Raw genomic sequence first — 24862 nt, forward strand, 5'->3', positions numbered from 1 at the left:
GGGAAATGTTGAGCGCCGGCTAGGCTGGTGCAAAGAAAGAGGACGAGGTGCATCAATGATTCAGATGCAGACCAACCTCGACGTGGCCGATAATTCCGGCGCACGCCGTGTCATGTGTATCAAGGTGCTCGGGGGCTCCAAGCGCCGCTACGCCACGATCGGCGACATCATTGTCGTCTCGATCAAGGAAGCCATTCCGCGTGGCAAGGTGAAGAAGGGCGACGTGATGAAGGCCGTCGTGGTGCGTGTCCGCAAGGACATCCGCCGCGCTGACGGTTCGGTCATCCGCTTCGACCGCAACGCCGCCGTTCTGATCAACAACCAGTCCGAGCCGGTCGGCACCCGTATCTTCGGGCCCGTGCCGCGCGAGCTGCGCGCCAAGAACCACATGAAGATCATCTCGCTCGCGCCGGAGGTGCTGTGATGGCTGCGAAGATCCGCAAGGGCGACAAGGTCGTCGTGCTGACCGGCCGCGACAAGGGTCGTAGCGGCGAAGTGTTCGAAGTTCGTCCCGACGCCGGTACGGCGCTGGTGCGCGGCATCAACATGGTCAAGCGTCACCAGAAGCAGACGCAGGCCCAGGAGGGCGGCATCATCTCGAAAGAGGCGCCGATCCAACTGTCCAACATCGCGTATGTCGGCAAGGACGGAAAGCCGACCCGCGTCGGATTCAAGATTCTGGCGGACGGCAAGAAGGTCCGCATCGCCAAGAGCTCGGGAGCTGAGATCGATGGCTGAGGCCGCTTACACCCCGCGCTTGCGCGCGGAATACGACGCGAAGATCCGCACGGTCATGACCGAGAAGTTCGGTTATGAGAACGTCATGCAGGTTCCGCGCCTGGACAAGATCGTGCTGAACATGGGCGTTGGCGATTCCGTCAACGACCGCAAGAAGGCCGAGACCGCCGCTGCCGAACTGACCCAGATCGCCGGCCAGAAGGCGATCGTGACCTATTCGCGTATCGCGATCGCGACCTTCAAGCTGCGTGAAAACCAGCCGATCGGCTGCAAGGTCACGCTGCGCAAGGCCCGCATGTACGAGTTCATGGATCGCCTGGTGACGGTCGCGCTGCCGCGCGTCCGCGACTTCCGCGGCCTGAACCCGAAGAGCTTTGACGGTCGCGGCAACTACTCGCTCGGCATCAAGGAACACATCATTTTCCCCGAGATCGACTTCGACAAGGTCACGGAAGCCCGCGGTATGGACATCACCGTCTGCACCACGGCCAAGACCGACGAAGAGGCGAGGGCCTTGTTGACCGCTTTCAATTTCCCGTTCCGGCAGTGAGACGCTGACTTAAAGCCTCTCAAACGCGGATACCCAGGAGCCAAGCATGGCAAAGAAGAGTTCAGTCGAGAAGAACAACCGGCGCAAGCGGATGGTGAAGAACGCCGCCCCCAAGCGCGAGCGGTTGAAGGCGATCATCGCCGACAAGACGCTGCCGATGGAGGAGCGGTTCGCCGCCACCCTGAAGCTTGCGGAAATGCCGCGCAATTCGTCGGCCACCCGCATCCGTCTGCGTTGCGAGCTGTCGGGTCGCCCGCGCTCGAACTATCGCAAGAACAAGCTGTCCCGTATCGCGCTGCGCGACCTTGGCTCCAAGGGCATGGTCCCGGGCCTCGTGAAGTCGAGCTGGTAAGGAGGGTCGTTTAAATGTCTACGCACGATCCAATCAGCGATCTGATCACCCGTATCCGCAACGCGCAGATGCGCTCCAAGAACAAGGTCTCCACGCCTGGTTCGAAGATGCGCGAAAACGTCCTCGAAGTGCTGAAGAGCGAGGGCTACATCCGCGGTTACGCCACGCTCGAGCATTCGTCGGGCCGCAGCGAGATCGAGATCGAGCTGAAGTATTTCGACGGCGAGCCCGTCATCCGCGAGATCGAACGTGTCTCCAAGCCCGGGCGTCGCGTTTACGCCTCGGTGAAGAACTTGCCGCGGGTCAATAACGGACTCGGTATTTCGGTGTTGTCGACGCCGAAGGGGATCATGGCCGACCACAGTGCGCGTGAAGCGAACGTGGGCGGTGAAGTCCTCTTCACGGTGTTCTGAGAAGGATTTTTGATCCATGTCACGTGTTGGCAAAAGGCCTGTTGCGGTGCCGTCCGGTGTGACCGCGACCGTTGACGGGCAGACCGTCAAGATGAAGGGGCCGAAGGGCCAGCTTCAGTTCGTCGTCCATGACGACGTCGAGGTGAAGCTCGAGAACGGCCAGGTCAAGGTGAACCCGCGGGTTGAGACCAATCGCGCGCGGGCGCTGTACGGTACCGCTCGCGCCCAGGTCGCGAATCTGGTCGAAGGCGTCACCAAGGGCTTCGAGAAGAAGCTCGAAATCACCGGCGTCGGTTACCGCGCCGCGATGCAGGGCAAGAACCTGCAGCTCGCGCTCGGCTACAGCCACGACGTGGTCTACGCGATCCCGGAAGGGATCACGATCACCGTGCCGAAGCCGACCGAGATCACGGTGACGGGTAGCGACATCCAGCGCGTCGGCCAGGTCGCCGCTGAGATCCGCTCTTATCGCCCGCCGGAGCCCTACAAGGGCAAGGGCGTGAAGTATGTTGGCGAATTCATCTTCCGCAAGGAAGGCAAGAAGAAGTAACGGAGCCGGTCATGTCCAAAGCCAAGGTTACAAATGCCCGGCGCAAGCGGAGTGTGCGGCTGAAGCTGCGCCGCTCCGGTGGTGGTCGTCCGCGCCTGTCGGTGTTCCGCTCGTCGAAGCACATCTACGCCCAGGTCATCGACGACCTGAAGGGCGAGACGCTGGCCTCTGCCTCGTCGCTCGAGAAGTCGATGCGCGACGGCGGCAAGACCGGCGCCGACATCGATGCAGCGAAGGCGGTCGGCAAGCTGCTGGCCGAGCGCGCCGCCGAGAAGGGCGTCAAGGAAGTCGTGTTTGATCGCGGCAGCTACCTCTACCATGGGCGCGTCAAGGCTCTCGCCGACGCTGCGCGTGAGAGCGGGCTGAGCTTCTAACAGAATTTGAGGATTGAGGCGCAAGCCTCTGAAGGATTGGAAAAATGGCAGAACGCGAACAACGTGGTGGACGCGATCAACGCGGCGGCGGACGTGAACGCAAGGAGCGCGAGGAGCGCGACAGCGAGTTCGTCGACAAGCTGGTCCACATCAACCGCGTGGCCAAGGTCGTCAAGGGCGGTAAGCGCTTCGGTTTCGCAGCGCTGGTCGTGATCGGCGATCAGAAGGGCCGCGCCGGCTTCGGTCACGGCAAGGCACGCGAAGTGCCTGAGGCGATCCGCAAGGCCACCGAGTCCGCCAAGCGCAACCTGACCCGCGTGTCGCTGCGCGAGGGCCGTACGCTGCATCACGACATCGCCGGCCGTCATGGCGCGGGCCGTGTCTACCTGCGTGCTGCTCCGGCCGGTACCGGCATCATCGCCGGCGGCCCGATGCGCGCCGTGTTCGAGACGCTCGGCGTCCAGGACGTGGTCGCGAAGTCGATCGGCTCGTCGAACCCGTACAACATGGTTCGCGCGACCTTCGATGCGCTGAAGCACCAGGACAGCCCGCGTTCGGTCGCGGCGCGCCGCAACATCAAGGTCTCCACCCTCCAGGGTCGTCGCGTCGGCGGCGATGCCGAGGCGGCGGCGGACTAACCAACGCTTTTCGGAGTAGACCACGATGGCCAAGGCCGCAAAGACGATCAAGCTTGAGCAGACCGGCAGCGCGATCCGCCGCCATCACTCGCAGCGTTCAACGCTGATCGGGCTCAAGCTCAACAAGATCGGCCGCACTAGCGAACTGCCGGACACCCCGGCGGTCCGCGGCATGATCGAAAAGGTTCACCATCTCGTTCGCATCGTCGACGAGAAGTAAGATAAGGAGCAGGGCGATGAAGCTCAGCGATATCGCCGACAACGCCGGCTCGCGCAAGAAGCGCATGCGCGTTGGTCGTGGCATTGGTTCGGGCAAGGGCAAGCAGTCCGGCCGCGGCGGCAAGGGCCAGACCGCGCGTTCGGGTGTGCGCATCAAGGGCTTCGAAGGCGGTCAGATGCCGTTGCATCGCCGTCTGCCCAAGCGCGGCTTCAACAACATCTTCCGCGTCGAGTACGCCGAGATCAATCTCGACCGTCTCCAGGACGCGGTCGATGCCAAGAAGCTCGAGGCGGGTGCGGTCGTGAACGTCGAGGCCCTGGTGAAGGCCGGCGTGCTGCGTCGCGCCAAGGCCGGCCTGCGGCTGCTCGGCCGCGGCGACCTCAAGGCCAAGCTGAACATCGAAGTCCACGGTGCCACCAAGTCCGCGATCGAAGCGGTCGAGAAGGCCGGCGGTTCGGTGAAGATCCTCGCCCCTGCCAAGGAAGAAGGCGAGGCGGCGTAACAACTGCGTCATTGGCCCGCGCCTCGCGGGCCTTTACGCAAGCGGGACGATGGACTTATCGAAGCCGAAGCCCCAGATAATGTCCGGCGTCCGCTAAAGTAGCCCGGCCGCGGGTATGACGGCGCAAAAGGCGGCGGGAGAAAGTCCAATATGGCCTCAGCAGCGGAACAACTGGCAGCCAACCTCAATTTCGGCGCGTTTGCCAAGGCCGACGAACTGAAGAAGCGCATCTGGTTCACCCTGGGTGCGCTGCTTGTTTATCGGCTCGGAACCTACATCCCGCTGCCCGGCATCGATCCCAACATCTGGGAGCAGGTGTTCAAGTCGCAGGCAGGCGGCATCCTCGGCATGTTCAACATGTTCGCCGGCGGCGGTATCCACCGCATGGCGATCTTCGCGTTGAACATCATGCCGTACATCTCGGCCTCGATCATCATCCAGCTCCTGACCACCGTCTCGCCGCAGCTCGAGGCGCTGAAGAAGGAAGGTGAGGCGGGCCGCAAGACGCTGAACCAGTACACCCGTTACCTCACGGTGATCCTGGCCGCGTTCCAGTCCTACGGCATCGCGGTCGGCCTCGAAGGCGCCGGCAACGTCGTCAGTGACCCCGGCATGTTCTTCCGTCTGTCCACCGCGATCACGCTGACCGGCGGCACCATGTTCCTGATGTGGCTGGGCGAGCAGATCACCTCCCGTGGTATCGGTAACGGCATCTCGCTGATCATTCTCTCCGGCATCGTCGCCGAACTGCCGGCCGCGCTCGCCAACATGCTCGAGCTCGGTCGTCAGGGCGCGATGTCGACCGGCCTGATCCTGATCGTGATCGTGATGGCGGTCGCCGTGATCGCCTTCATCGTGTTCATGGAGCGTGCCCAGCGCCGGCTGCTGATTCAGTATCCGAAGCGCCAGGTCGGCAACAAGATGTTCGAGGGCCAGTCCTCGCATCTGCCGCTCAAGCTCAACACCTCCGGCGTGATCCCGCCGATCTTCGCGTCCTCGCTGCTGCTGCTGCCGACCACGGTTGCGAATTTCAACGCGGGCAAGGGGCCGGAATGGTTCCAGTGGATCACGACCCAGCTCGGGCACGGCCGTCCGCTGTTCCTGATCATGTATCTCGCGCTGATCGTATTCTTCGCCTTCTTCTACACCGCGATCGTATTCAACCCGACCGAGACCGCGGACAACCTGAAGAAGCATGGCGGTTTCATTCCGGGCATCCGTCCGGGCGAGCGCACCGCGGAATATATCGACTACGTGCTGTCGCGCATCACTGTGCTCGGCGCGATCTATCTCGCGATCGTCTGCTTGATCCCGGAAATCCTGATCTCCTATGCCTCGGTGCCGTTCTACTTCGGCGGCACTTCGCTGCTGATCGTGGTCAGTGTTACCATGGACACGGTGGCGCAGGTGCAGGGCTATCTGCTGGCCCATCAGTATGAAGGCCTGATCCGCAAGTCGAAGCTGCGGGGCCGCCGCCGCTAAGACGCGACGCCCTCTCGCGGTGGCGCGCTGGCGCCACCGATTCGCCGCGCGAGGAACGCGCGGCGCCCGCGGAAGGCGATCGACAACCGTTCGGTCGCACCGGCAGAGCTGCCCTCAATGTAGCGCAATCACTGATTTCAAAGCTGTCTTGGCGTCCGGGCATTTGCTCCCCTATGATATCGGTGGCGGTGCGGCGCTGATTATGATTTGCACTGTGACAGAACTTTCAAACAGGGGTGCGCGACCTATCGCTCACCAATCCGGGGGGCGTACGGCGATGAGAATTATACTTCTGGGACCGCCAGGATCGGGCAAGGGGACCCAGGCGCAGCTGCTGGTGCAGCGCTATGGCATCGTCCAGCTCTCGACCGGTGAGATGTTGCGTGCAGCCGTCGCGGCGGGAACGCCGGTCGGGCTGAAGGCCAAGGAGATCATGTCCAGCGGCGGCCTCGTTCCCGATGAGGTTGTGGTGGGCATCATCTCCGACCGCATCGACCAGCCCGACGCCAAGAACGGGTTCATTCTCGACGGCTTCCCGCGCACCGTGCCGCAGGCTGAGGCGCTCGATGACCTGCTTCGGCACAAGCACCTCAAGCTCGACGCCGTGATCGAGCTCCGCGTCAACGAAAGCGCGCTGCTGAGTCGCGTCGAGACCCGTGTCGCCCAGATGCGGGAGCGCGGGGAGGAGGTTCGGGTCGACGACACGCCGGAGGTCCTGACCAAGCGGCTCGCCAGTTATCGCAGCCTGACGGAACCGCTGATTCACTACTATTCCGAACGGCGGAAGCTCTCGACCATCGACGGCATGATGGCGATCGACGAGGTTACCCGCGCGATCCACCGCCAGTTGCTGGCGCTGGGTGCGGTTGAACCCAAGACCCATGGCAAGTCCCATGGCCGCAGCGCGGCCAAGGCGGCGCCTGCCAGGAAGGCGGCCAAAAACACCAGGACAGCCAGGAAAGCGGCCAAAAAGCCTGCGAAAGCTGCCAAAAAGGCCGCCAAATCGACGAAATCCGCCAAAAAGACCGTGAAGGGGGCCAGGAAGGCGGCCAGGAAAACGGTCAAGAAAACAGCCAAGAAAACAGCCAGGAAAGCGGTCAAAAAGACCGCAAAAAAGGCCGTCAAAAAAGCTTCGAAGAAGGCTCCAAAAAAGGTCACGAAAAAGCGAGCCAAACGCTAGCGGCGGTTGACGAAAGCCCCCTGAATCCCTTAATAAGCCCGCATCCAAGTCGGATAGTTTCAAACGATGCCGGGCCCCAGGAAGACCAGGGGTGGGCGTCGTGTTCGCGTTTGTGAACACCTGCCCGAGAAACATAAGCACTTAAAGCCCGATTCCTGACGAGGGATCGGCAACAGGAGAGAAGGCCGTGGCCCGTATTGCCGGCGTGAACATTCCGACCAACAAGCGCGTGCTGATCGCGCTCCAGTACATCCATGGCATCGGCCAGAAGATCGCTGGTGAGATCCTCGAAAAGGTGAAGATCCCCGAGGATCGTCGCGTCAATCAGCTCAGCGACGCTGAAGTGCTCCAGATCCGCGAAGTGATCGACCGCGACTATCTCGTCGAGGGCGATCTGCGTCGCGAAGTCGGCATCAACATCAAGCGTCTGATGGACCTCGGCTGCTATCGCGGCCTGCGTCATCGTCGCGGTCTGCCAGTGCGCGGTCAGCGCACCCACACCAATGCGCGTACGCGCAAGGGCCCGGCCAAGGCCATCGCCGGCAAGAAGAAGTAAGTTTTCGAATCCAATCACGGCGTGTGGCGATAGGGGAAACCCGTTCGCCACGCGCCTCTCGTTCCATCAGGTGTAGCCGCTGGCATTACGGCGGCGTTTGAGATCTCCAGGAAAGGTACTCTATGGGCAAGGAAGCCACCCGCGTTCGTCGTCGTGAGCGCAAGAACATCGCCTCCGGCGTCGCGCACGTGAACTCGTCCTTCAACAACACGACCATCACCATCACCGACGCGCAGGGCAACACGATTGCCTGGTCCTCCGCCGGCACGATGGGCTTCAAGGGCTCGCGCAAGTCGACCCCGTATGCCGCTCAGGTCGCCGCCGAGGACGTGTCGAAGAAGGCGCAGGAACACGGCATGCGCACGCTGGAAGTCGAAGTCGCCGGTCCCGGTTCGGGCCGTGAGTCGGCGCTCCGCGCGCTGCAGGCCGCGGGCTTCACCGTCACCTCGATCCGCGACGTGACCACGATCCCGCACAACGGTTGCCGTCCGCGCAAGCGTCGGCGCGTCTGATGCGAAGTTGCGGGCGCATCGGCGCCCGCGATGTTTTTTTTAAGAAGCCGCGGGTTTGATCTGCGGTCTTTCTCCAACGCCAGTATTTGAATTTTCAAATCGACTGGCCTGTATGGGTGAAACAGTGACGATCCAGAAAAATTGGCAAGAACTGATTCGGCCGAACAAGCTCCAGATTCAGCCCGGTAGCGATTCGACCCGCTTTGCGACCATCGTCGCCGAGCCGCTCGAGCGCGGCTTCGGCCAGACGCTCGGCAACGCGCTGCGCCGCATCCTGCTCTCCTCGCTCCAGGGCGCGGCGGTGCAGTCGGTGCACATCGACGGCGTGCTGCACGAGTTCTCCTCGATCGCCGGTGTCCGCGAGGACGTCACCGACATCGTGCTGAACATCAAGGACATCGCGATCAAGATGCAGGGCGAAGGCCCGAAGCGCATGGTCGTGAAGAAGCAGGGCCCGGGCGCTGTCACCGCCGGTGACATCCAGACCGTCGGCGACGTCGTGGTGCTCAATCCCGACCTGCAGATCTGCACGCTGGACGAGGGCGCCGAGATCCGCATGGAGTTCACGGTCGCCACCGGCAAGGGCTACGTGCCCGCCGAGCGCAACCGCCCCGAGGACGCGCCGATCGGCCTGATCCCGGTCGACAGCCTGTACTCGCCGGTCCGCAAGGTCTCCTACAAGGTCGAGAACACCCGTGAGGGCCAGATCCTCGACTACGACAAGCTGACGATGACGATCGAGACCAACGGCGCGCTGACGCCGGATGATTCCGTGGCCTACGCTGCGCGCATCCTGCAGGATCAGCTCAACGTGTTCGTCAACTTCGAAGAGCCGCGCAAGGAAGTCGCCCAGGAGATCATCCCGGACCTCGCCTTCAATCCGGCCTTCCTCAAGAAGGTGGACGAGCTCGAGCTCTCGGTGCGTTCGGCCAACTGCTTGAAGAACGACAACATCGTCTACATCGGCGACCTCGTGCAGAAGTCGGAAGCGGAAATGCTCCGTACCCCGAACTTCGGCCGCAAGTCGCTGAACGAGATCAAGGAAGTGCTGGCTCAGATGGGTCTGCACCTAGGCATGGAAGTGCCGGGCTGGCCGCCGGAGAACATCGACGAGCTCGCCAAGCGCTTCGAAGATCACTACTGATCCGCTTTTCACCGTCGCGGTCGGAGCAATCCGGCCGCGATTTTTATGGGCGAACGCAGGAAGCCCACCTGAGCAACTGGTCCGACGAACCGTCGCGGCAGTTCTAAAATAAGGAATAGTTACATGCGTCACGGCAAGGTTCATCGGAAACTCAACCGCACGGCCGAGCATCGCCGCGCGATGTTCGCAAACATGTGCGCCGCACTGATCAAGCACGAGCAGATCGTCACCACGTTGCCCAAGGCCAAGGAGCTTCGTCCGATCGTCGAGAAGCTCGTCACCCTCGGCAAGAAGGGCGGCCTGTCCCTGCGCCGCCAGGCCATCTCCGAGATGCGCGACAAGGATCAGGTCAAGAAGCTGTTCGACGTGCTGGCGCCCCGCTACAAGGATCGCCAGGGCGGCTATACCCGCATCATCAAGGCCGGCTTCCGCTACGGCGACAACGCCGCGATGGCTGTGATCGAGTTCGTCGATCGCGACGTCGATGCCAAGGGCCAGGACTCCGGTCCGGTGCAGGCCAAGGAAGCCGAGGCGGCGTAAGCCGGCCGGCATAGAGTTCTCGGAAAGCGGCGCCCTTGGGTGCCGCTTTTTTGTATGGCGCGACGATATCTCATGCCGCGCATCGGTGTAGTGAAACGCGATTCCGGCCGGGGGCTTCGATGAGGATTGTGTTTGGGATCGTGCTGGCGTTGCTGATGTCGCCGGCCTCCAGCGAGACGCTGGTCGAGCGCGGCGCCTATCTCGTCAACAGCGTGATGGTCTGCAACAACTGCCACACGCCGCGCGGGCCGCAGGGCCTGGATATGACGCGTATGCTCTCGGGTGGGCAGACCTTCGATGAGCCGGCCTTCAAGGTCACCGCGTCCAACATCACGCCGGACAAGGACACCGGTATCGGCAACTGGAGCGATGCCGAACTGAAGCATTTCCTCGTCAGCGGCATCAGGCCCAATGGATCGACTGTTGCGCCGATCATGCCGACCATCTTCTACACGGTGCTCACGGGGCGCGATCTCGACGCGCTCACGGCCTACTTGCGCTCCGTGCCGTCAGTGCACCACGAGACGCCGGCGCCGGAATACAAGGTCGCGCTGAAGCCGGAGATGCCGACCTATGCCGGCAAGCAGGCAAATGAGGCTGAGCTTGCCGACCGGCTCGCGCGCGGCCGCTATCTCCTGACCATCGCGCATTGCCTGGAGTGCCACACGCCGGAAGGGCCGTCCGTGGTGCACGATTTCACCGATGCGAGCGGGAAGGGCGGTCGAACGTTTAAGGGCCCATGGGGCGAATCCATCTCCGCCAACATCACTTCGGATCCCGTGACGGGCCTCGGTCAGTGGAGCGACGACGAAATCAAACGTGCAATTACGCAAGGCGTCGCCCGCGACGGTCACAAGCTCAAGCCGCCGATGGCCTATGCTGGCTATGCCACCATGTCGCCGCAGGATCTCGATGCCATCGTCGCCTTCGTCCGGACGTTGCCGCCGAAGTCGTAGGGTGGGCCAAGGCGCACTCTTCGCGCGCCGTACCCACGGTACAAGTCCGTCGTTGCGGCAACTGATCCTCACGCGTCGGTGAGTGGCGATTGCACCTGCCCGTGAAGCGCACGATATGCGCTTCAACATCGATGGAGATGATTCATGAAGATCGACCTTTCCGGAAAGACCGCCCTCGTGACCGGCTCGACTGCCGGCATCGGCCACGCCATCGCCAGGGGCCTTGCCGGCTCGGGCGCGAGCGTGGTGATCAACGGGCGCGGCCAGGACAAGGTCGATGCGGCCGTGCGCAAGCTGGAGGGAACGGGCGCCATGGTGCGCGGCATCGCTGCTGACGTGTCGACCGCTTCAGGCTGCAAGGCGCTCGTCGCGGCGCTGCCGAAGGTCGACATTCTCATCAACAATGCAGGTATCTTCGAGCCGAAGGACTTCTTCGAGATTCCTGACGAGGACTGGAGCCGCTTCTTCGAGGTCAACGTGATGAGCGGCGTACGGTTGTCGCGCGCCTATCTGAGGGGCATGCTCAAGCGCAATTGGGGCCGCATCGTCTTCATCTCCTCGGAATCAGGGCTGAACATTCCGGTCGAGATGATCCACTACGGTATGAGCAAGACGGCCCAACTCGCGGTCGCGCGTGGCCTCGCGCAGCTCACGCAGGGCAGCGGCGTCACGGTGAACTCGGTGCTCCCTGGTCCGACCATGTCCGAGGGCGTCGAGACCTTCGTGAAGGATCTTGCCAAGCAGAACGGTCAGTCGGTCGACGAGGCCGCCGCCAATTTCGTCAGGCAGCATCGCCCGAGCTCGCTGATCCAGCGTTTTGCCAGTGTCGATGAAATCGCCAACATGGTCGTCTATGTCGCCTCGAAGGAGGCGTCCGCCACCAACGGCGCGGCGCTGCGCGCGGAAGGCGGCATCGTCAACACGATTGCCTGAGACAGCGATGACGGCCTATGTGATCTCCGAAGTCGAGATGCGCGATCCCGACGGTTTCGAGATCTATCGTGCGCTCGCCGCGAAGACGATCGCCCAATATGGTGGCCGCGACATCGTCCGCGGCGGCAGGGCCGAGCTGGCGGAAGGTAACCCTCCGCCGAAGGCCATCGTCATCGTCGAATTTCCCTCGATGGCGAGGCTGAAGGAATGGTACGCTTCGCCGGAATATGCCGAGGCGTTGAAGGTCCGCGCCGGTGCGCTGGAGCGGCGGCTGCTGTTCGTCGAGGGCGCAGCGCCGGCGACATAGATTGCAGGAACCCGAAGAGACATGAGCCGTTTCTGGAGCAGCTTGACGCATGAGTTGAAGCCCTACGTGCCGGGCGAGCAGCCTCGCATGGCGGACCTGGTCAAGCTGAACACCAACGAGAACCCGCTAGGACCGTCGCCGCGCGCATTGGAGGCGATCCGCGCCGCGGCGGCCGATACGCTGCGTCTCTATCCGGACCCGCAGGCGACCGCGCTGCGGGCCGCTCTGGCCGCCTATCACGACGTCAGACCCGAGCAGGTGTTCGTCGGCAACGGTTCGGACGAGGTGCTGGCGCACGCCTTCGTCGCCCTGCTGAAGCACGATGCGCCGCTGTTGTTTCCGGACATCACCTACAGTTTCTATCCGGTCTATTGTCGTCTGTTCGGCATCGCCTATGAGACCGTTCCGCTCGATCAGGCCATGCAAATACGCATCGCCGATTATCGCCGGCCGGCCGGTGCCATCATCATCCCAAATCCGAACGCGCCGACGGGAAGCGCGTTGTCGCGTGCCGAGATCAGGGGGCTGCTGGACGAGCATTCGGATGTGCCCGTGGTCGCCGATGAGGCCTATGTGGATTTCGGCGCCGAGACCGCGATTCCGCTGGTCGCCTCCCATCGGAATCTCCTGGTCGTGCAGACCATGTCCAAATCGCGCGCGCTGGCCGGGCTTCGGGTCGGATATGCGATCGGCGATGCCGATCTGATCGATGCGCTGACCCGCGTGAAGGACAGTTTCAATTCATATCCGCTCGGCCGGCCCGCGCAGGCCGGGGCAATCGCCTCGCTCGAGGATGACGCCTATTTCCAGCGGAGCCGCGTTCGCGTCATCGAGGGCAGGGAGCGGTTGATCCGCGGACTGAAGGAGGCTGGCTTCGAGGTGCTGCCGTCGCTGGCCAACTTCGTATTCGCGCGTCACCCCGCGCATGAAGGTGCTGCGCTTGCGGCGGCGCTGCGGGAGCAGGCGGTGATCGTCCGCCACTTTTCTGCTCCTCGTATCGCAGACTATCTGCGGATCACCGTGGGTACGGACGAGCAGATCGACCGGCTGTTGTCTGCCTTGTCGGGGATCGTGAGATAGCACCAGAAATCGTAGGGTGGGCCAAGCGAAGCGTGCCCGCGCACTTGCGTTGACAGAGAGAGATGGTGGGCACGGTGCAAGTGCGCCTTTGCCCACCCTACAAGACCGTAGCCTACCACCCCTCCAGCACGATCTTGCCGCGCGACTTGCCGCTCTCGAGCAGCGCATGTGCACGCTTGAGGTTGGCGGCGTTGATCGTGCCGAAGGTCTGGTCGAGCGTGGTCCGCAGCACGCCCTTGTCGATGAGGTCGGCGACGTCGTTGAGCAGATGATGCTGCGCGATCATGTCAGGCGTCTGGAATGAGGATCGCGTGAACATCGATTCCCAGTGCACCGAGATCGCCTTGCCCTTGAACGTGCTCATGGTGAATTCCGGGGGATCGTCGATCAAGCCGAAGCGGCCCTGGGGCGCCATGAATTCGGCGATGCCCTTGTAGTGCTGATCGGTAAAGGTGAGGCTTGCCACCAGCGCGACCGGCGGCAGTTTGAGCTTCTCGATCTGCTCCTTCATCGGCTTGCCGTGATCGATCACCGCATGCGCACCGAGATCGAGGCACCATTTTTGCGATTCCGGCCGCGTCGCGGTCGCAACTACCGTGAGGCCGGTGAGGCGGCGCGCGAGCTGGATCAGGATCGAGCCGACACCGCCGGCACCGCCGGTGATCAGGAGCGTGCGCGGGTCGACGCTCTTGCCCGGGATCGCGCCGAGCCGATCGAACAGCAATTCCCAGGCGGTGATGGAGGTGAGGGGGAGAGCGGCGGCTTGCGCGAACGAGAGCGATTTCGGCTTGTTGCCGACGATGCGCTCGTCGACCAGGTGGAATTCGGAATTGGTGCCCTGGCGCAGGATCGAGCCCGCGTAAAACACCTCGTCACCCGCCTTGAACAGCGTGACGTCGGGGCCGACGGCATCGACCACGCCGACCGCGTCATAGCCGAGAATCTTGGTCTCGCCCTCGGGCGGGGCGGCGCGTTTGCGCACCTTGTAGTCGACTGGATTGGCCGAGATCGCTTTCACGGCAACGCGGATATCGCGTCCCGTGGGCTCGGGTTTCGCGGTCTCGAAATCGATCAGCGCATCCTGATCCTCGATCGGAAGCGATTTCTTGTAGCCGACGGCCTTCATGGCTTGTCTCCATCAGATGGCGTGCTCGCCCGCCGTTGTAACTGTCCCGCTGGCTCCCATTTGGCAAGTACTGTAAATTCGGGGATATAGTCCCTGTTTGGATACTATTGGGAAAACACGCATGAAACGGCGCAATTTTGCCCGTCGTCCCGGCTGCTCGGTCGAGGCGACGCTGGACCTGATCGATGGCAAATGGAAGGGCGTGATCCTCTACCATCTCCAGGGCGGCACCCAGCGCTTCGGCGAATTGCGCCGCATGATGCCCGGCATCACCCAGCGCATGCTGACCAAGCAGCTTCGGGCGCTGGAGGAGGACAAGCTCGTGATCCGCAAGGTCTATGCCGAAGTGCCGCCGCGCGTGGAGTATTGCCTCTCCGAGTTGGGTGAGAGTCTCCGGCCGGTGATCGATATTCTGAAAGCCTGGGGCGAGAGCCACCAGCAGCGGCTGTCCTGCGCGCCGCCGCCTGAGGTCGTGAAGAAGCCGAAGCGCGCGGCTTAAATGTCCGGGAGCGGCGTGCCGCTCCCGGAAGGAGACAGTTTAGAACGCGACCTGCGTCCGCATCGCGACCGCATTGAACGTCGAGCCCGCATTCACCGCGGACACGGCGCTTGCCTGCCTGGAGATGTCGCCATGCAGGTAGTCGAGCATGAAGCGGACGTTGTTGTTCACGTACCAGTTCAGCGCGGCGGTGTAGATGGTTTGCCGTCCGCCCGCGATGCCGGCCGCGGTCGCGAGCTGATCGTTCAGGTTCATCGTGCTCACGCGCCCTGCGACTTCCCAGGCGCCCCAACCGCCACCCGCGAGGGAGAAGGGATTGGCCGGCTTGATGCCGCCGTAGGAAGCCGACGCCGGATTGTAGGCTCGATGCTCGCCGGTCAGGACGTAACCGACCTGCGCGTAGCCGCCGTCGAACTTCAGGCTCGTCGCGCCAACCGGCGGCAGGCCGGTATTCGCCGTGCGGTCGACGTTGAACCAGTAATATTCGCCCTGCGCGATGAACGAGCCGTAAGTCGCGGCCGCTTCGACGCCGTAGACCTGCGCCCCGGATACGTTGGCAATCGCTCCGGTCGAGATCAGCGTCGTCGGATCGATCCGCAGCTCGGGCCGGTCGCTGAGTGTGAGCGTCTGCGCCTGTGTCACCAGATTGCGCGGCGGCTGGATCAGCCATTCCGCATCGGCGCCGATATGCACGGAGTAACCGTTGCCGCTGATCGGGTTGCCGGCGACGCGGGCGACCGCGCCATATTGCTCGCTGGTGCCAGGCGGCGAGACGCTTGAGGCCGAGTGGATCTGGCCCGTGGTCGGCCCGGTGACGTAGGCGCCCATCCAGAGCTGATCATTCCACCAGCGGGTACCGACGGCCGAGCGGAAGTCCCCGGCTGCGATGTTCTGTGCGATGATGCCGGCCGAGGCGCGCTCCATGAACATGACGTCATTGGAGCTGGTGGATTCGTCGAGTGTCCAGGGGATGTCCATGACGCCGGCTTCGATCGCCATCTTGCCGCCGAACGGCTTGAGGCCGGTGTAGCTGAGATAGGCGTTTTCGATGCCCGACGTGCCGCCGCCCGGAAGGAAGCCGACAGCGGTGGCGCCGGCCGCGCCGGTGCCGCCGAAGCCGTCGGACGTGCCGCCGAAATCGTAGATCAATGAGTAGTTCCAGTCGCCAAAGAACTTGCCGACGATGCCGATACGCGCGCGGCGGACGTTCTCGCCACTGTCCAGCTTTTGAGGCGCCGTCGATGCCGTGTCGGGACGGTAGTTGTAGCCGCCGACATCCCAGTGCACGCGGCTCGTGATGGCGACGCAGTTCTGTTCGTCCGCGGTACAGATGGTCGGCCGGTTGTTCGGCATCGTCACCACGACGCCTGACGGGGCGACCGGGCCCTTGACGGGAATTGCCGCGTTGGCATTGGCAAGGGCGGCCTTCGCCTCAGAACGCGCTTCAGCCTTGGCCTCGGTCTTGGCTTCCTGCCTGGCCTTCGCCGTGGCCGCGGTGTTCGCTGCGGTCTGGTTCTGAAGCTTGTCGAGCTTCTGCTCCAGCATCTTCAACTGCTGCTTGAGGAGCGCGATCTCCTGATCGCTGTTGTTTGCCGATTGGGCCTGGGCCTGCGAGGCCGCCAGCACACCGGCGAGGCCAATCGCCGTGGCTGCAATTCTTGTCCTGCTCATGTCGTGACTCCATCCTTTGACGAACTTCCCCAAGTCGCAACGGGAGAGCCTATGACTGATCGATGACTGCCCCGCGACGGCGCGCGCCCGGTTGCCCTGTTCCCAGTGGTGCCAATTCGCCGCAACCGAATCCGCCATCGCGCAGAATGCAAGATGATGCGCGTCATGCCAATCCACCGCCCCGGGGCCATTGTCATTTCGCACGTTGGGCTTGCATTCCGGACACACTGGCGAGGCTGAATATTGCTGCCCGGCGCCCTTCTATTGGGGGGCGAACGCGCCTATATTCCGGCGTCTTTTCCAAGAGGTAGGAATGTTTCGATCGACCTTCACCGCCGTCGTCACGGCATTGTGCATAGCTTTTTCGGCTCACTTCAATCCGGCTGCGGCGCAGGACCGTCGCGTGCCCTCGTCGCTGGCCGAGTTGCGGCTGTCCTATGCGCCGATCGTGCAGCGTGTGCAGCCGGCAGTCGTCAACGTCTATGCTGCCAAGGTGGTGCAGAACCGCAATCCGCTGCTCGACGACCCGATCTTCCGCCGTTTCTTCGGCGGCGGCCAGCAGCAGGAGCAGGTGCAGCGCTCACTGGGCTCGGGCGTGATCGTCGATTCCTCCGGGCTCGTCGTCACCAACGTCCACGTCATCGAAGGCGCCGATCAGGTGAAGGTGTCGCTGTCGGACAAGCGCGAGTTCGAGGCCGAGATCGTGCTGAAGGACTCCCGCAGCGATCTTGCGGTGCTGCGTCTGAAGGACACCAAGGAGAAGTTTCCGGCGCTCGAATTCACCAACTCGGATGAGCTGATGGTCGGCGACGTCGTGATGGCGATCGGCAACCCCTTCGGCGTCGGCCAGACCGTGACTCACGGCATCATCTCGGCGCTGGCGCGCACGCAGGTCGGCATCACCGACTATCAATTCTTCATCCAGACAGACGCTGCGATCAATCCCGGCAATTCCGGCGGCGCGCTGGTCGACATGAACGGCCGGCTCGCGGGCATCAACACCGCGATCTACTCGCGCTCCGGCGGCTCGCAGGGCATCGGCTTTGCGATTCCGGCCAACATGGTGCGCGTCGTCGTCGCTTCCGCCAAGAGCGGCGGCACGGCGGTGAAGCGGCCATGGCTCGGTGCGAAGCTCCAGGCGGTGACGCCCGAGATCGCCGAGAGTCTCGGCCTGCGCTCGCCGACCGGCGCGCTGGTCGCGAGCGTCGTCCCCAATGGTCCCGCGGCGAAGGCCGGCTTGAAATCCTCCGACCTCATCACCGGCATCGACGGCCAGGCCGTGGACGATCCCAATGCGTTCGACTACCGCTTTGCGACCCGTCCGATCGGGGGCAGTGCGCAGATCGACGTGCAGCGCGGCGGCAGGCCGCTGAAGCTCACGATAGCGCTCGAGACCGCGCCTGATGCCGGCCGCAACGAGCTGGTCCTCACCGGGCGCTCGCCGTTCCAGGGCGCGAAGGTCTCGACCATCACACCGGCGCTTGCCGACGAGCTACATCTCGACGCCGACACCGAAGGCGTCGTGATCGTCGATCTCGGCGGGGACAGCGCGGCCGCGAATGTCGGCTTCCAGAAGGGCGACATCATCCTGGCGGTCAACAACCAGAAGATCGCCAGGACCGGCGACCTCGAGAAGGCCGCCGGCGAACGCCAGCGGCTCTGGCGCATCACGCTGGTGCGCGGCGGTCAGCAGATCAACGTCACGCTGGGCGGATGAGTCCGAAGCGACCACAGGAGACGCCAACTCTCTTTGCCGCGGCGGGGCTCGATCACGAGGCCCCGCATCCGCTGCCGGACCGGCTGCGGCCGCGTGCGTTGTCGGAAGTCGTCGGCCAGGACCACATCCTCGGGCCCGACGGCGCGCTGACGCGCATGCTGGAGACGCGCACGCTCGGCTCATTGGTCTTTTGGGGACCGCCCGGCACCGGCAAGACCACGGTGGCGCGGCTGCTCGCGGATGCGACGGACCTGCATTTCGAGCAGATTTCCGCGGTGTTCTCCGGCGTTGCGGACTTGAAGAAAGCGTTCGATGCCGCGCGGGCCCGCCGCGAGATGGGCAAGGGTACGCTGCTATTCGTCGACGAGGTGCATCGTTTCAACCGTGCGCAGCAGGATTCGTTTCTGCCTGTCATGGAAGACGGCACCGTCGTCATGGTCGGCGCCACCACGGAAAACCCGTCCTTCGAGCTCAACGCGGCGCTGTTGTCCCGCGCGCGCGTGCTGGTCTTCCGCTCGCTCGATGCTGCCGCGATCGAAAAACTGTTTGCGCATGCCGAGGAGGTAGAGGGCCGCAAGCTGCCGCTCGATGACGAGGCGCGCGCTGTCCTGGTACGCATGGCCGATGGCGATGGCCGCGCATCGCTGACGCTGGCCGAAGAGGTCTGGCGTTCCGCGCGGGCGGACGAGGTTTTCAATGCCACGCAGCTGCAGGACATCCTGCAACGCCGCGCGCCGATCTACGACAAATCGGCCGACGGACATTACAATCTGATCTCGGCGCTGCATAAGTCTGTGCGCGGCTCCGATCCGGACGCTGCGCTGTATTATCTCGCGCGCATGCTCGATGCCGGCGAGGACCCGCTGTTCCTGGCGCGTCGCGTCGTGCGCATGGCGGTGGAGGACATCGGCCTTGCGGACCCGCAGGCGCTCGTCATTGCCAATGCCGCGAAAGACGCGTTTGATTTCCTCGGCCACCCCGAAGGCGAGCTCGCCATCGCGCAGGCCGTGGTCTATCTCGCCACCGCACCGAAATCGAACGCGGTCTACACGGCGTTCAAGGCCGCGATGCAGACGGCAAAGCATGCCGGCTCGCTGCTCCCGCCAAAGCACATCCTGAATTCGCCGACCCAACTGATGAAGTCGGAAGGCTACGGTGCCGCCTACGAATACGACCACGACACGCCCGATGCCTTCTCGGGCCAGGACTACTTCCCGGAAGCCTTGGGCCGCCAGACGTTCTACGACCCGCCCGAGCGGGGTTTCGAGCGCGAGATCCGCAAGCGGCTGGATTACTGGGCCAAGCTGCGCAAGGAGCGGGGTGGCTCACGCTAAATCGGCCATTTCGTCGTGACGAAAGGCCGCTTTTAGGGTAGGCAGGCAAGCATGAGCCGCCGCATCAAAAGAACCAACCAAGAGCCCCGTTCGCGCGATGAGCGCAAGGAATCGCGTCCGTTCAAGGCGAGCAGCGCGAAGAAGGCTGGACCGCGTCCGGGAGGCAAGCCCGGCAGCAAGCCACCGCGCTTTGCGGCCGAACGCGCCGAGCGGCGTCCGCCCAGGGTTGCGCTAAAAAAGCCTGAGCCTGAAAGGGCCGCGCCGGCAAAGCCGGTCGAGGCGCTGCTGCCGACCAAGGTGCAGACCGTCAAGGTGACGGCCGACGAGAACAACATGCGCGTCGATCGCTTTCTCGAGGCGCGCTTTCCCGGCCTGTCATTCTCCCACATCCAGCGTGTCGTCCGCAAAGGCGAGTTGCGCGTCGACGGCAAGCGCGTCGACAGCAAGGATCGTCTCGAGGAGGGGCAGAGCGTCCGGATTCCGCCGCTGAAGCTCGACACGCCGAAGGCCGTGGGCGAACTCTCGGAGGGCGCGCAAAAGACGCTTGCCGCGCTGAAGGAGATGACGATCTACGAGGATGACGACGTCCTCGTGCTGAACAAGCCCGCCGGCCTCGCCGTGCAGGGCGGCTCGGGCATGACGCGGCACGTCGACCAGATGCTGGAGGTGATGCGCGATTCCAAGGGCCAGAAGCCGCGCCTCGTCCACCGCATCGACAGGGAGACGTCGGGCTGTCTCCTGATCGCGAAGACGCGCTTCGCCGCCTCGCATCTGACCGGCGCGTTCCGTTCACGTTCCGCGCGAAAGACCTATTGGGCGCTGGTGCCGGGCTTGCCGAAGCCGAAGCAGGGCCGCATCTCGACCTTCCTTGCAAAGGAGGAGAGCGAGGACGACACCATCATGCGCATCGCCCAGCATGGCGACGAGGGCGCGAGCCACGCGGTGACCTATTACGCGGTGGTCGAGACGGCCGGCAACAAGCTGACCTGGGTGTCGCTGAAGCCGGTGACGGGACGCACCCATCAGCTGCGCGCGCACATGGAGCATATCGGCCATCCCATCGTCGGCGATCCCAAATATTTCAACATCGAGAACTGGCAGTTGCCGGGCGGCTTGCAGAACCGGCTGCATCTGCTGGCGCGCCGCATCGTCATCCCCCATCCACGCGGCGGCTTTATCGACGCCACCGCGCCGCTGCCGCAACATATGCAGCAGTCGTGGAATCTGCTCGGGCTGGATGCGAGCCGATTTGACCCGATCGAGAACGCGCCGGAGGAGTAGTCGCCGAATGGGGCAGGCGATGTTTGCCCCGTTCACGACATTCGTCGAGTTCCCCCACGCCCGTCGCTCGATTTATCGGCTGCCGATCTTATCTTAAAGCGTAGCACTCAGTGACCGGGACCGAAAACTCACATGCGCGAATTGTTCGAAGAAGCGGCCAGCCAGCCCCCGCAGGATCCCACGGAGTCGGCGCGCGCGTCCGCACGCACCCCGCTGCGCAAGCGCTTCTACAAGGAGGCCGGCGTCGCCGACGCCGAAGGCGGCTTTGCCATTACCCTCGACGGCAAGCCGATCCGGACGCCGTCCGGCCGTCAGGTGGTGATCCCGGCACGCGCGCTCGCCGATGCCGTGGCCGCGGAATGGGCCGCCCAAAGCGAGGCGATCGATCCCGTGACGATGCCGCTGACGCGGATCGCCAACAGCGTGGTCGAGGGCGTGATCGACCGCATCGAACTCGTCAGTGACGACCTCGCCAAATACTTCGAGACCGACCTGCTGTTCTATCGCGCCGGCCACCCCGAGGGGCTGGTCGCCCGCGAGGCCGCGCATTGGGACCCTGTGCTGTTCTGGGCCGCGGAGGCGCTGGGGGCGCATTTCATCCTCTCCGAGGGCATCATGCACGTGAAGCAGCCGGACGAGGCGCTGCGGGCGGCCCGTGACGCGCTGCCGGGTGATGCCTGGTCAGTCGCGGCGCTCCATGTGGTGACGACCCTGACCGGCTCGGCGCTGCTGGCGCTGGCGCTCGCCCATGGCGTGCGGGATGCCGATCAGGTCTGGGCTGCCGCCCATGTCGATGAGGACTGGAACATCGACCAATGGGGCGTGGACGAGGAGGCGGCCGCCCGCCGGGCCACGCGTCTGCGGGACTTCCAGGCCGCCGTGGCGGTGTTGATGGCCGTGAACTCGCCCGCGGCCCAAGGTCCTTAACGAGAGGTTTACGAGGGGGCCTTAGGGTGGGGCCAGCGTTCCACGGGCCCTTGAGATGCCGACGCCGATAAGCTCGATCATTCCCGTCAGTGCCGCCAGCCCCGTGGCTGATGCGGCGACACCTGATCTTGTGCTTCAGGCCGGCAGCGTGGTCGATGCAAGGGTCGTCAGCGTGCTCGCCGACAACCTGGTGCGGATCGCGATCGCCAATCTCTCGATGGACGTGATGTCCGAGGTGTCGCTGACCCCAGGGCAAAATCTCCAGCTCGCGGTCTCGCAGAACGACGGCACTATCAGGCTTGCTGTCGTCAATGGTGCAGGCGAGGCGAGTGCCGATCAGGTCACACTGACGCCGACGGCAGCCTCGCTGATCGACAGCCCGTCGCTTGCACCATCCGCAACCGCGGCCCGCAATCCGCTGACGCCGGCCGAGCAGGTCGCGGTCACTCTCGCATCGGCCGAGGCCGTGACCAAACAAGGCAGCCAGGCGCCGCTGTTCGCCAATCTGGCATCGCTCGTCACCGGCAGCGATCTTCCCGAGGGACTGAAGCAGGCCGTGCTGGATGTGCTGGCGCAACAGACGCCGCTCAACTCCGCGCTCGATGGCGGCGATATCGAATCCGCCTTCCAGAAGTCGGGCCTGTTTCTCGAGGCCTCGCTGGCGGCGGGCGCGACGCCGACGTCAGGCGCTGTGCCGGACCTGAAGGCAGCGCTGCTGGTGCTGCGCCAGACGCTCGCGGCGACCTCGGGCACGCTCGAGCCCGCCGCGCCACAGATAGCAGTGCCAAGCGCCGCGCTTCCGCCGAACGCCGCGGCTCCGCAGATCGCAGCTTCGGCGTTGCGAGTGGCGGGCGAGGCCGCGCAAACGGTGCTGCCAACGCCCGACGCTGAGGTTGCCCAACCGGTCCAATTGCCGCGCGACGCTGCGCTTGCGACTGCCGTGCTGAAAGACATGGCCGGCGAAACGCAGCAGGCGGGTCTGCCACGGACCATCTCTGCAGGTCTTGCCGCGACCCTGCTGCAAGAGGTCACGCAAAACCTGCCGCGCATGACCGGCAATGTGCCGGGCACGAACAAGGCCATGCCCGATAGCCATGTCTTCGAAGCGGCCGCGCGGACGTCGACGCCACCGCCATTTCGCGGCGCGCTGCCGTCGCCGCAGGCCGTTGCCGCACCGTCGCTCGCGCCCAACACTCCGCTAGCGGCGACCGTGCATCGCCTGCTCGACGACACGGATGCCGCGATCGCACGCCAGACGCTGTTGCAGGTGGCCTCGCTCCCGGATCGTACCGATGCCGGCGGCCACCGCATCGATCCGACCGTGCCGCAGTGGAATTTCGAGATTCCGTTTGTGACCCCGCAGGGCACCGCGATGGCGCAGTTCGAGATCTCGCGCGATGGCGGCAACGAAACGCCCGATCCCGCCAAGCGCGCCTGGCGCGCGCGCTTCACGCTCAATGTCGAACCGGCCGGTCCCGTGCATGCGCTGGTCACGCTCAACGGCGACAAAACCTTTGTGCGGATGTGGGCCGAGCGGCCTGCGACTGCGCAGCAACTCCGTGCCGGCATCGGCGAACTCAATCAGGCGCTGACCAGGGCCGAGCTCACGCCCGGTGACATCGTGGTGCGTGACGGCACGCCGCCGCAGCCGGCACCCGCGCGCGCCGGGCATTTTCTGGACCGCGCCACATGAGCGAGGAATCCAAGCTCGCGATTGCGCTGCATTACGAGAAGGGCAGCGGCGCGCCTGTCGTCGTCGCCAAGGGCAAGGGCACGATCGGCGCCAAGATCGTCGAGATCGCCAAGGCCAACGACATCCCGATCGAAGAAAACGAGATTCTGGCCGGTGCGCTCTCCAAGGTCGAGCTCGGCGAGGAAATCCCGCCTGATCTCTACAAGGCCGTCGCCGAGGTCCTCGTGTTCGTGCTGCGCCTCTCCGGCCGTGCGCGCTAGCGCACAGCGCTGATCGGACTCGGCAACGACGGAGCATGCGGCGCCGACGTTGGCTCCCAGATACTCCTCATGGTGAGGAGCCGGCGTCTCACGCCTTGTCGGCGGGCTTCTTGACCGTCAGCGCCTGGTCGATGGCGAAGCCGCCGATTTCGCTCATCGCCTGTGAAATCACATCGCCCTTCCGCGCAAAGCCGCTGGAGAGATGGTCGAACTGCGTCCGCGCCAGCCGCAGCACCTCGATCGGTACCGAGATGACGGTCTCATTGAAAGCGTCGACTGAGGTCCGCAACGTCTCAAGTTCGGTGGTGAGCTTGCCGATGTGGCTTTCCGCGTCCCGCATCAGGCCGAGCAGCCTGCCGCGCTCGGTGTCGAATGCGGTCCGCTCGGCAGCCGCCGCCGCGGTCACCTCGGCCAACTGAGTCCGCAGCGCGGCGATCTGGCTGACCATCGCGTCGGACGCGAGTGCAGTGACCTTGCGCAGCTCCTCCAGGCGCTTGTTCTCTTCCTGCTGTTCGTGAAACAGCCGTTCGGCCGACATTGCCCGCTGTGTGAGCGATCCAATCAGCGCGGCCGCGCGCAGCAGCATCTCGCCGTTCCGCCCCGACACCATGCTGGCCATCCGCCGCAGGAAATCGGTCGTCTCGGACGCGCTGTTCGGAGGCAGGGGAACGACCGTGGCGGACATGGGGTGATGCTTGCAGCCGGACGTGATGACCGCCGCCGTACCGACTGAGCTCACGCAACATTCGGCGCCTGATCGTAAGCCCCGAGCAAGCCTGAATCGCCGGGCCGGGTCAACCGATCAGCGCGGGCAAATCGCGCTCATCCCGCCGCGCGTGCAGTGGGGGTCAAGCGCTTTTCTGCCGGCCGATCCGCCCCAGATGGGTGAAGCCAAACCCGGCTGAATATTTCAGGCCGTAGCCCAGCGCCCGGTCGATGCCGATATGGGCGAGCCAGATCAAGGCGATGGACAGGGTGAGGGGCGAGGCGAGCCCGAAACCCAGCGTCATCAGCGTCACCGGCGCCAGGTAGCTGTGGGCAGCGTTGTAGACCAGTGCGCCGAATTTGGCGTCCGACAGATAGGCCAGAAAGCTCAGATCGGGCACAAAGAAGAGCAGGGCGAACACCAGCCAGGAGCCGCCCCAGGCGGCGTAGAGCATCACCATGCCTGCGAACAGGGTCAGTCCCTCGAGCCGTAGCAGGATGTTGACGCCGCCGGTTGCAGCCCCGGTCTCGGCAGATCTCTCGTCCATCGTCCCCTCCAGGCAAAACTTTGTAATTCCTTGCGCTTTCACGCTGCGGCAAGGCAGCCTTGCGGCACCGAAAG

Annotated in this window: 31 protein-coding genes; 27 read left to right on the top strand and 4 right to left on the bottom strand. The window is 64.2% G+C overall.

The features are described from left to right. Window positions 1-55 precede the first annotated feature (55 nt). The 20 genes from rplN to hisC all read left to right on the top strand — a co-directional run bounded on the left by rplN (window position 56) and on the right by hisC (window position 13027). The gene (gene rplN, locus JQ631_RS06665; protein ID WP_007603030.1) at window positions 56-424 is read left to right on the top strand and encodes a 50S ribosomal protein L14; all 369 of its coding nucleotides are present in this window, start codon (window positions 56-58) and stop codon (window positions 422-424) included. Then, the gene (gene rplX, locus JQ631_RS06670) at window positions 424-738 is read left to right on the top strand and encodes a 50S ribosomal protein L24 (protein WP_212324934.1); all 315 of its coding nucleotides are present in this window, start codon (window positions 424-426) and stop codon (window positions 736-738) included. Before rplN ends, rplX begins: the two co-directional genes overlap by 1 nt. Further along, entirely contained in the window at window positions 731-1288 is a 558-nt protein-coding gene (gene rplE, locus JQ631_RS06675) for a 50S ribosomal protein L5 (RefSeq protein ID WP_212324935.1), read from the top strand. Before rplX ends, rplE begins: the two co-directional genes overlap by 8 nt. Before the next feature lie 46 nt (window positions 1289-1334). Further along, entirely contained in the window at window positions 1335-1640 is a 306-nt protein-coding gene (rpsN, locus tag JQ631_RS06680) for a 30S ribosomal protein S14 (protein WP_057745473.1), read from the top strand. A 14-nt stretch (window positions 1641-1654) separates the two neighbouring features. Beyond that, window positions 1655-2053 (top strand): 30S ribosomal protein S8, encoded by a 399-nt coding sequence (gene rpsH / locus JQ631_RS06685; protein WP_007603034.1) that lies wholly within the window; start codon window positions 1655-1657, stop codon window positions 2051-2053. Window positions 2054-2069: 16 nt separating this feature from the next. Continuing rightward, window positions 2070-2603 (top strand): 50S ribosomal protein L6, encoded by a 534-nt coding sequence (gene rplF, locus JQ631_RS06690; protein WP_027549201.1) that lies wholly within the window; start codon window positions 2070-2072, stop codon window positions 2601-2603. 11 nt (window positions 2604-2614) lie between these two features. Beyond that, window positions 2615-2977 (top strand): 50S ribosomal protein L18, encoded by a 363-nt coding sequence (gene rplR, locus JQ631_RS06695; RefSeq protein WP_007603036.1) that lies wholly within the window; start codon window positions 2615-2617, stop codon window positions 2975-2977. Between the two features lie 44 nt (window positions 2978-3021). Further along, a complete protein-coding gene (gene rpsE / locus JQ631_RS06700; protein WP_194482266.1) occupies window positions 3022-3615 on the top strand; it encodes a 30S ribosomal protein S5 in 594 nt (197 codons plus the stop codon). Between the two features lie 25 nt (window positions 3616-3640). Then, window positions 3641-3835, top strand: coding sequence for a 50S ribosomal protein L30 (gene rpmD / locus JQ631_RS06705; RefSeq protein WP_011088137.1), 195 nt, complete (start codon window positions 3641-3643; stop codon window positions 3833-3835). 16 nt (window positions 3836-3851) lie between these two features. Continuing rightward, the gene (rplO, locus tag JQ631_RS06710; protein WP_212324936.1) at window positions 3852-4337 is read left to right on the top strand and encodes a 50S ribosomal protein L15; all 486 of its coding nucleotides are present in this window, start codon (window positions 3852-3854) and stop codon (window positions 4335-4337) included. Window positions 4338-4487: 150 nt separating this feature from the next. Beyond that, window positions 4488-5819 (top strand): preprotein translocase subunit SecY, encoded by a 1332-nt coding sequence (gene secY, locus JQ631_RS06715; RefSeq protein ID WP_212324937.1) that lies wholly within the window; start codon window positions 4488-4490, stop codon window positions 5817-5819. Between the two features lie 277 nt (window positions 5820-6096). Then, a complete protein-coding gene (locus JQ631_RS06720; RefSeq protein WP_212328518.1) occupies window positions 6097-6999 on the top strand; it encodes an adenylate kinase in 903 nt (300 codons plus the stop codon). Window positions 7000-7186: 187 nt separating this feature from the next. Beyond that, window positions 7187-7555: a 30S ribosomal protein S13 gene (gene rpsM / locus JQ631_RS06725; protein WP_014494511.1), complete on the top strand. Its 369-nt coding sequence runs from the start codon at window positions 7187-7189 to the stop codon at window positions 7553-7555. A 122-nt stretch (window positions 7556-7677) separates the two neighbouring features. After that, window positions 7678-8067 (top strand): 30S ribosomal protein S11, encoded by a 390-nt coding sequence (gene rpsK, locus JQ631_RS06730; RefSeq protein WP_007603045.1) that lies wholly within the window; start codon window positions 7678-7680, stop codon window positions 8065-8067. Between the two features lie 112 nt (window positions 8068-8179). Continuing rightward, entirely contained in the window at window positions 8180-9211 is a 1032-nt protein-coding gene (locus JQ631_RS06735; protein WP_035972803.1) for a DNA-directed RNA polymerase subunit alpha, read from the top strand. 123 nt (window positions 9212-9334) lie between these two features. After that, window positions 9335-9751 (top strand): 50S ribosomal protein L17, encoded by a 417-nt coding sequence (rplQ, locus tag JQ631_RS06740; RefSeq protein WP_212324938.1) that lies wholly within the window; start codon window positions 9335-9337, stop codon window positions 9749-9751. A 119-nt stretch (window positions 9752-9870) separates the two neighbouring features. Then, window positions 9871-10707, top strand: a complete 837-nt coding sequence (locus tag JQ631_RS06745) for a c-type cytochrome (RefSeq protein WP_212324939.1) — start codon at window positions 9871-9873, stop codon at window positions 10705-10707. 144 nt (window positions 10708-10851) lie between these two features. After that, window positions 10852-11640, top strand: a complete 789-nt coding sequence (locus JQ631_RS06750; protein WP_212324941.1) for an SDR family NAD(P)-dependent oxidoreductase — start codon at window positions 10852-10854, stop codon at window positions 11638-11640. Window positions 11641-11647: 7 nt separating this feature from the next. After that, window positions 11648-11947 (top strand): DUF1330 domain-containing protein, encoded by a 300-nt coding sequence (locus tag JQ631_RS06755; protein WP_212324944.1) that lies wholly within the window; start codon window positions 11648-11650, stop codon window positions 11945-11947. 21 nt (window positions 11948-11968) lie between these two features. Next, entirely contained in the window at window positions 11969-13027 is a 1059-nt protein-coding gene (gene hisC / locus JQ631_RS06760) for a histidinol-phosphate transaminase (RefSeq protein WP_212324945.1), read from the top strand. Between the two features lie 112 nt (window positions 13028-13139). Here the strand turns inward: hisC and JQ631_RS06765 are convergent, their stop codons facing one another. Next, a complete protein-coding gene (locus tag JQ631_RS06765) occupies window positions 13140-14153 on the bottom strand; it encodes a zinc-binding alcohol dehydrogenase family protein (protein ID WP_212324946.1) in 1014 nt (337 codons plus the stop codon). A gap of 121 nt (window positions 14154-14274) precedes the next feature. Between JQ631_RS06765 and JQ631_RS06770 the strand changes: the two genes are divergently transcribed. Then, window positions 14275-14652 (top strand): winged helix-turn-helix transcriptional regulator, encoded by a 378-nt coding sequence (locus JQ631_RS06770; protein ID WP_212324947.1) that lies wholly within the window; start codon window positions 14275-14277, stop codon window positions 14650-14652. A 39-nt stretch (window positions 14653-14691) separates the two neighbouring features. Here JQ631_RS06770 and JQ631_RS06775 read toward each other — a convergent pair whose 3' ends face one another. After that, complete coding sequence (locus tag JQ631_RS06775; protein WP_212324948.1) at window positions 14692-16323, bottom strand: OprO/OprP family phosphate-selective porin; 1632 nt, start codon at window positions 16321-16323, stop codon at window positions 14692-14694. Window positions 16324-16636: 313 nt separating this feature from the next. On the opposite strand from JQ631_RS06775, the gene JQ631_RS06780 reads away from it, so the two are divergent. From JQ631_RS06780 to JQ631_RS06805, 6 genes are all read left to right on the top strand, one after another. After that, window positions 16637-18040, top strand: a complete 1404-nt coding sequence (locus JQ631_RS06780; protein ID WP_212324949.1) for a DegQ family serine endoprotease — start codon at window positions 16637-16639, stop codon at window positions 18038-18040. Further along, on the top strand, window positions 18037-19374 hold the full coding sequence (locus tag JQ631_RS06785; protein WP_212324951.1) for a replication-associated recombination protein A: 1338 nt from the start codon (window positions 18037-18039) through the stop codon (window positions 19372-19374). The genes JQ631_RS06780 and JQ631_RS06785 overlap by 4 nt, the downstream gene beginning before the upstream one ends. 51 nt (window positions 19375-19425) lie before the next feature. Beyond that, on the top strand, window positions 19426-20655 hold the full coding sequence (locus JQ631_RS06790; protein WP_212324953.1) for an RluA family pseudouridine synthase: 1230 nt from the start codon (window positions 19426-19428) through the stop codon (window positions 20653-20655). A gap of 132 nt (window positions 20656-20787) precedes the next feature. Beyond that, window positions 20788-21582, top strand: coding sequence for an ATP12 family chaperone protein (locus JQ631_RS06795; protein ID WP_212324955.1), 795 nt, complete (start codon window positions 20788-20790; stop codon window positions 21580-21582). A gap of 55 nt (window positions 21583-21637) precedes the next feature. Then, on the top strand, window positions 21638-23275 hold the full coding sequence (gene fliK, locus JQ631_RS06800) for a flagellar hook-length control protein FliK (RefSeq protein WP_212324957.1): 1638 nt from the start codon (window positions 21638-21640) through the stop codon (window positions 23273-23275). Continuing rightward, on the top strand, window positions 23272-23535 hold the full coding sequence (locus JQ631_RS06805) for an EscU/YscU/HrcU family type III secretion system export apparatus switch protein (RefSeq protein ID WP_092228441.1): 264 nt from the start codon (window positions 23272-23274) through the stop codon (window positions 23533-23535). Before fliK ends, JQ631_RS06805 begins: the two co-directional genes overlap by 4 nt. 88 nt (window positions 23536-23623) lie before the next feature. On the opposite strand, the gene JQ631_RS06810 is transcribed toward JQ631_RS06805, so the two are convergent. Together JQ631_RS06810 and JQ631_RS06815 are read right to left on the bottom strand one after the other, a co-directional pair. Beyond that, window positions 23624-24220, bottom strand: a complete 597-nt coding sequence (locus tag JQ631_RS06810; protein ID WP_212328519.1) for a hypothetical protein — start codon at window positions 24218-24220, stop codon at window positions 23624-23626. Window positions 24221-24383: 163 nt separating this feature from the next. Beyond that, window positions 24384-24788, bottom strand: a complete 405-nt coding sequence (locus tag JQ631_RS06815; protein ID WP_212324959.1) for a DUF4260 domain-containing protein — start codon at window positions 24786-24788, stop codon at window positions 24384-24386. Window positions 24789-24862 lie beyond the last annotated feature (74 nt).

The sequence above is a fragment of the Bradyrhizobium manausense genome, assembly GCF_018131105.1.
GTDB classification, from domain to species: Bacteria; Pseudomonadota; Alphaproteobacteria; order Rhizobiales; family Xanthobacteraceae; genus Bradyrhizobium; species Bradyrhizobium manausense_B.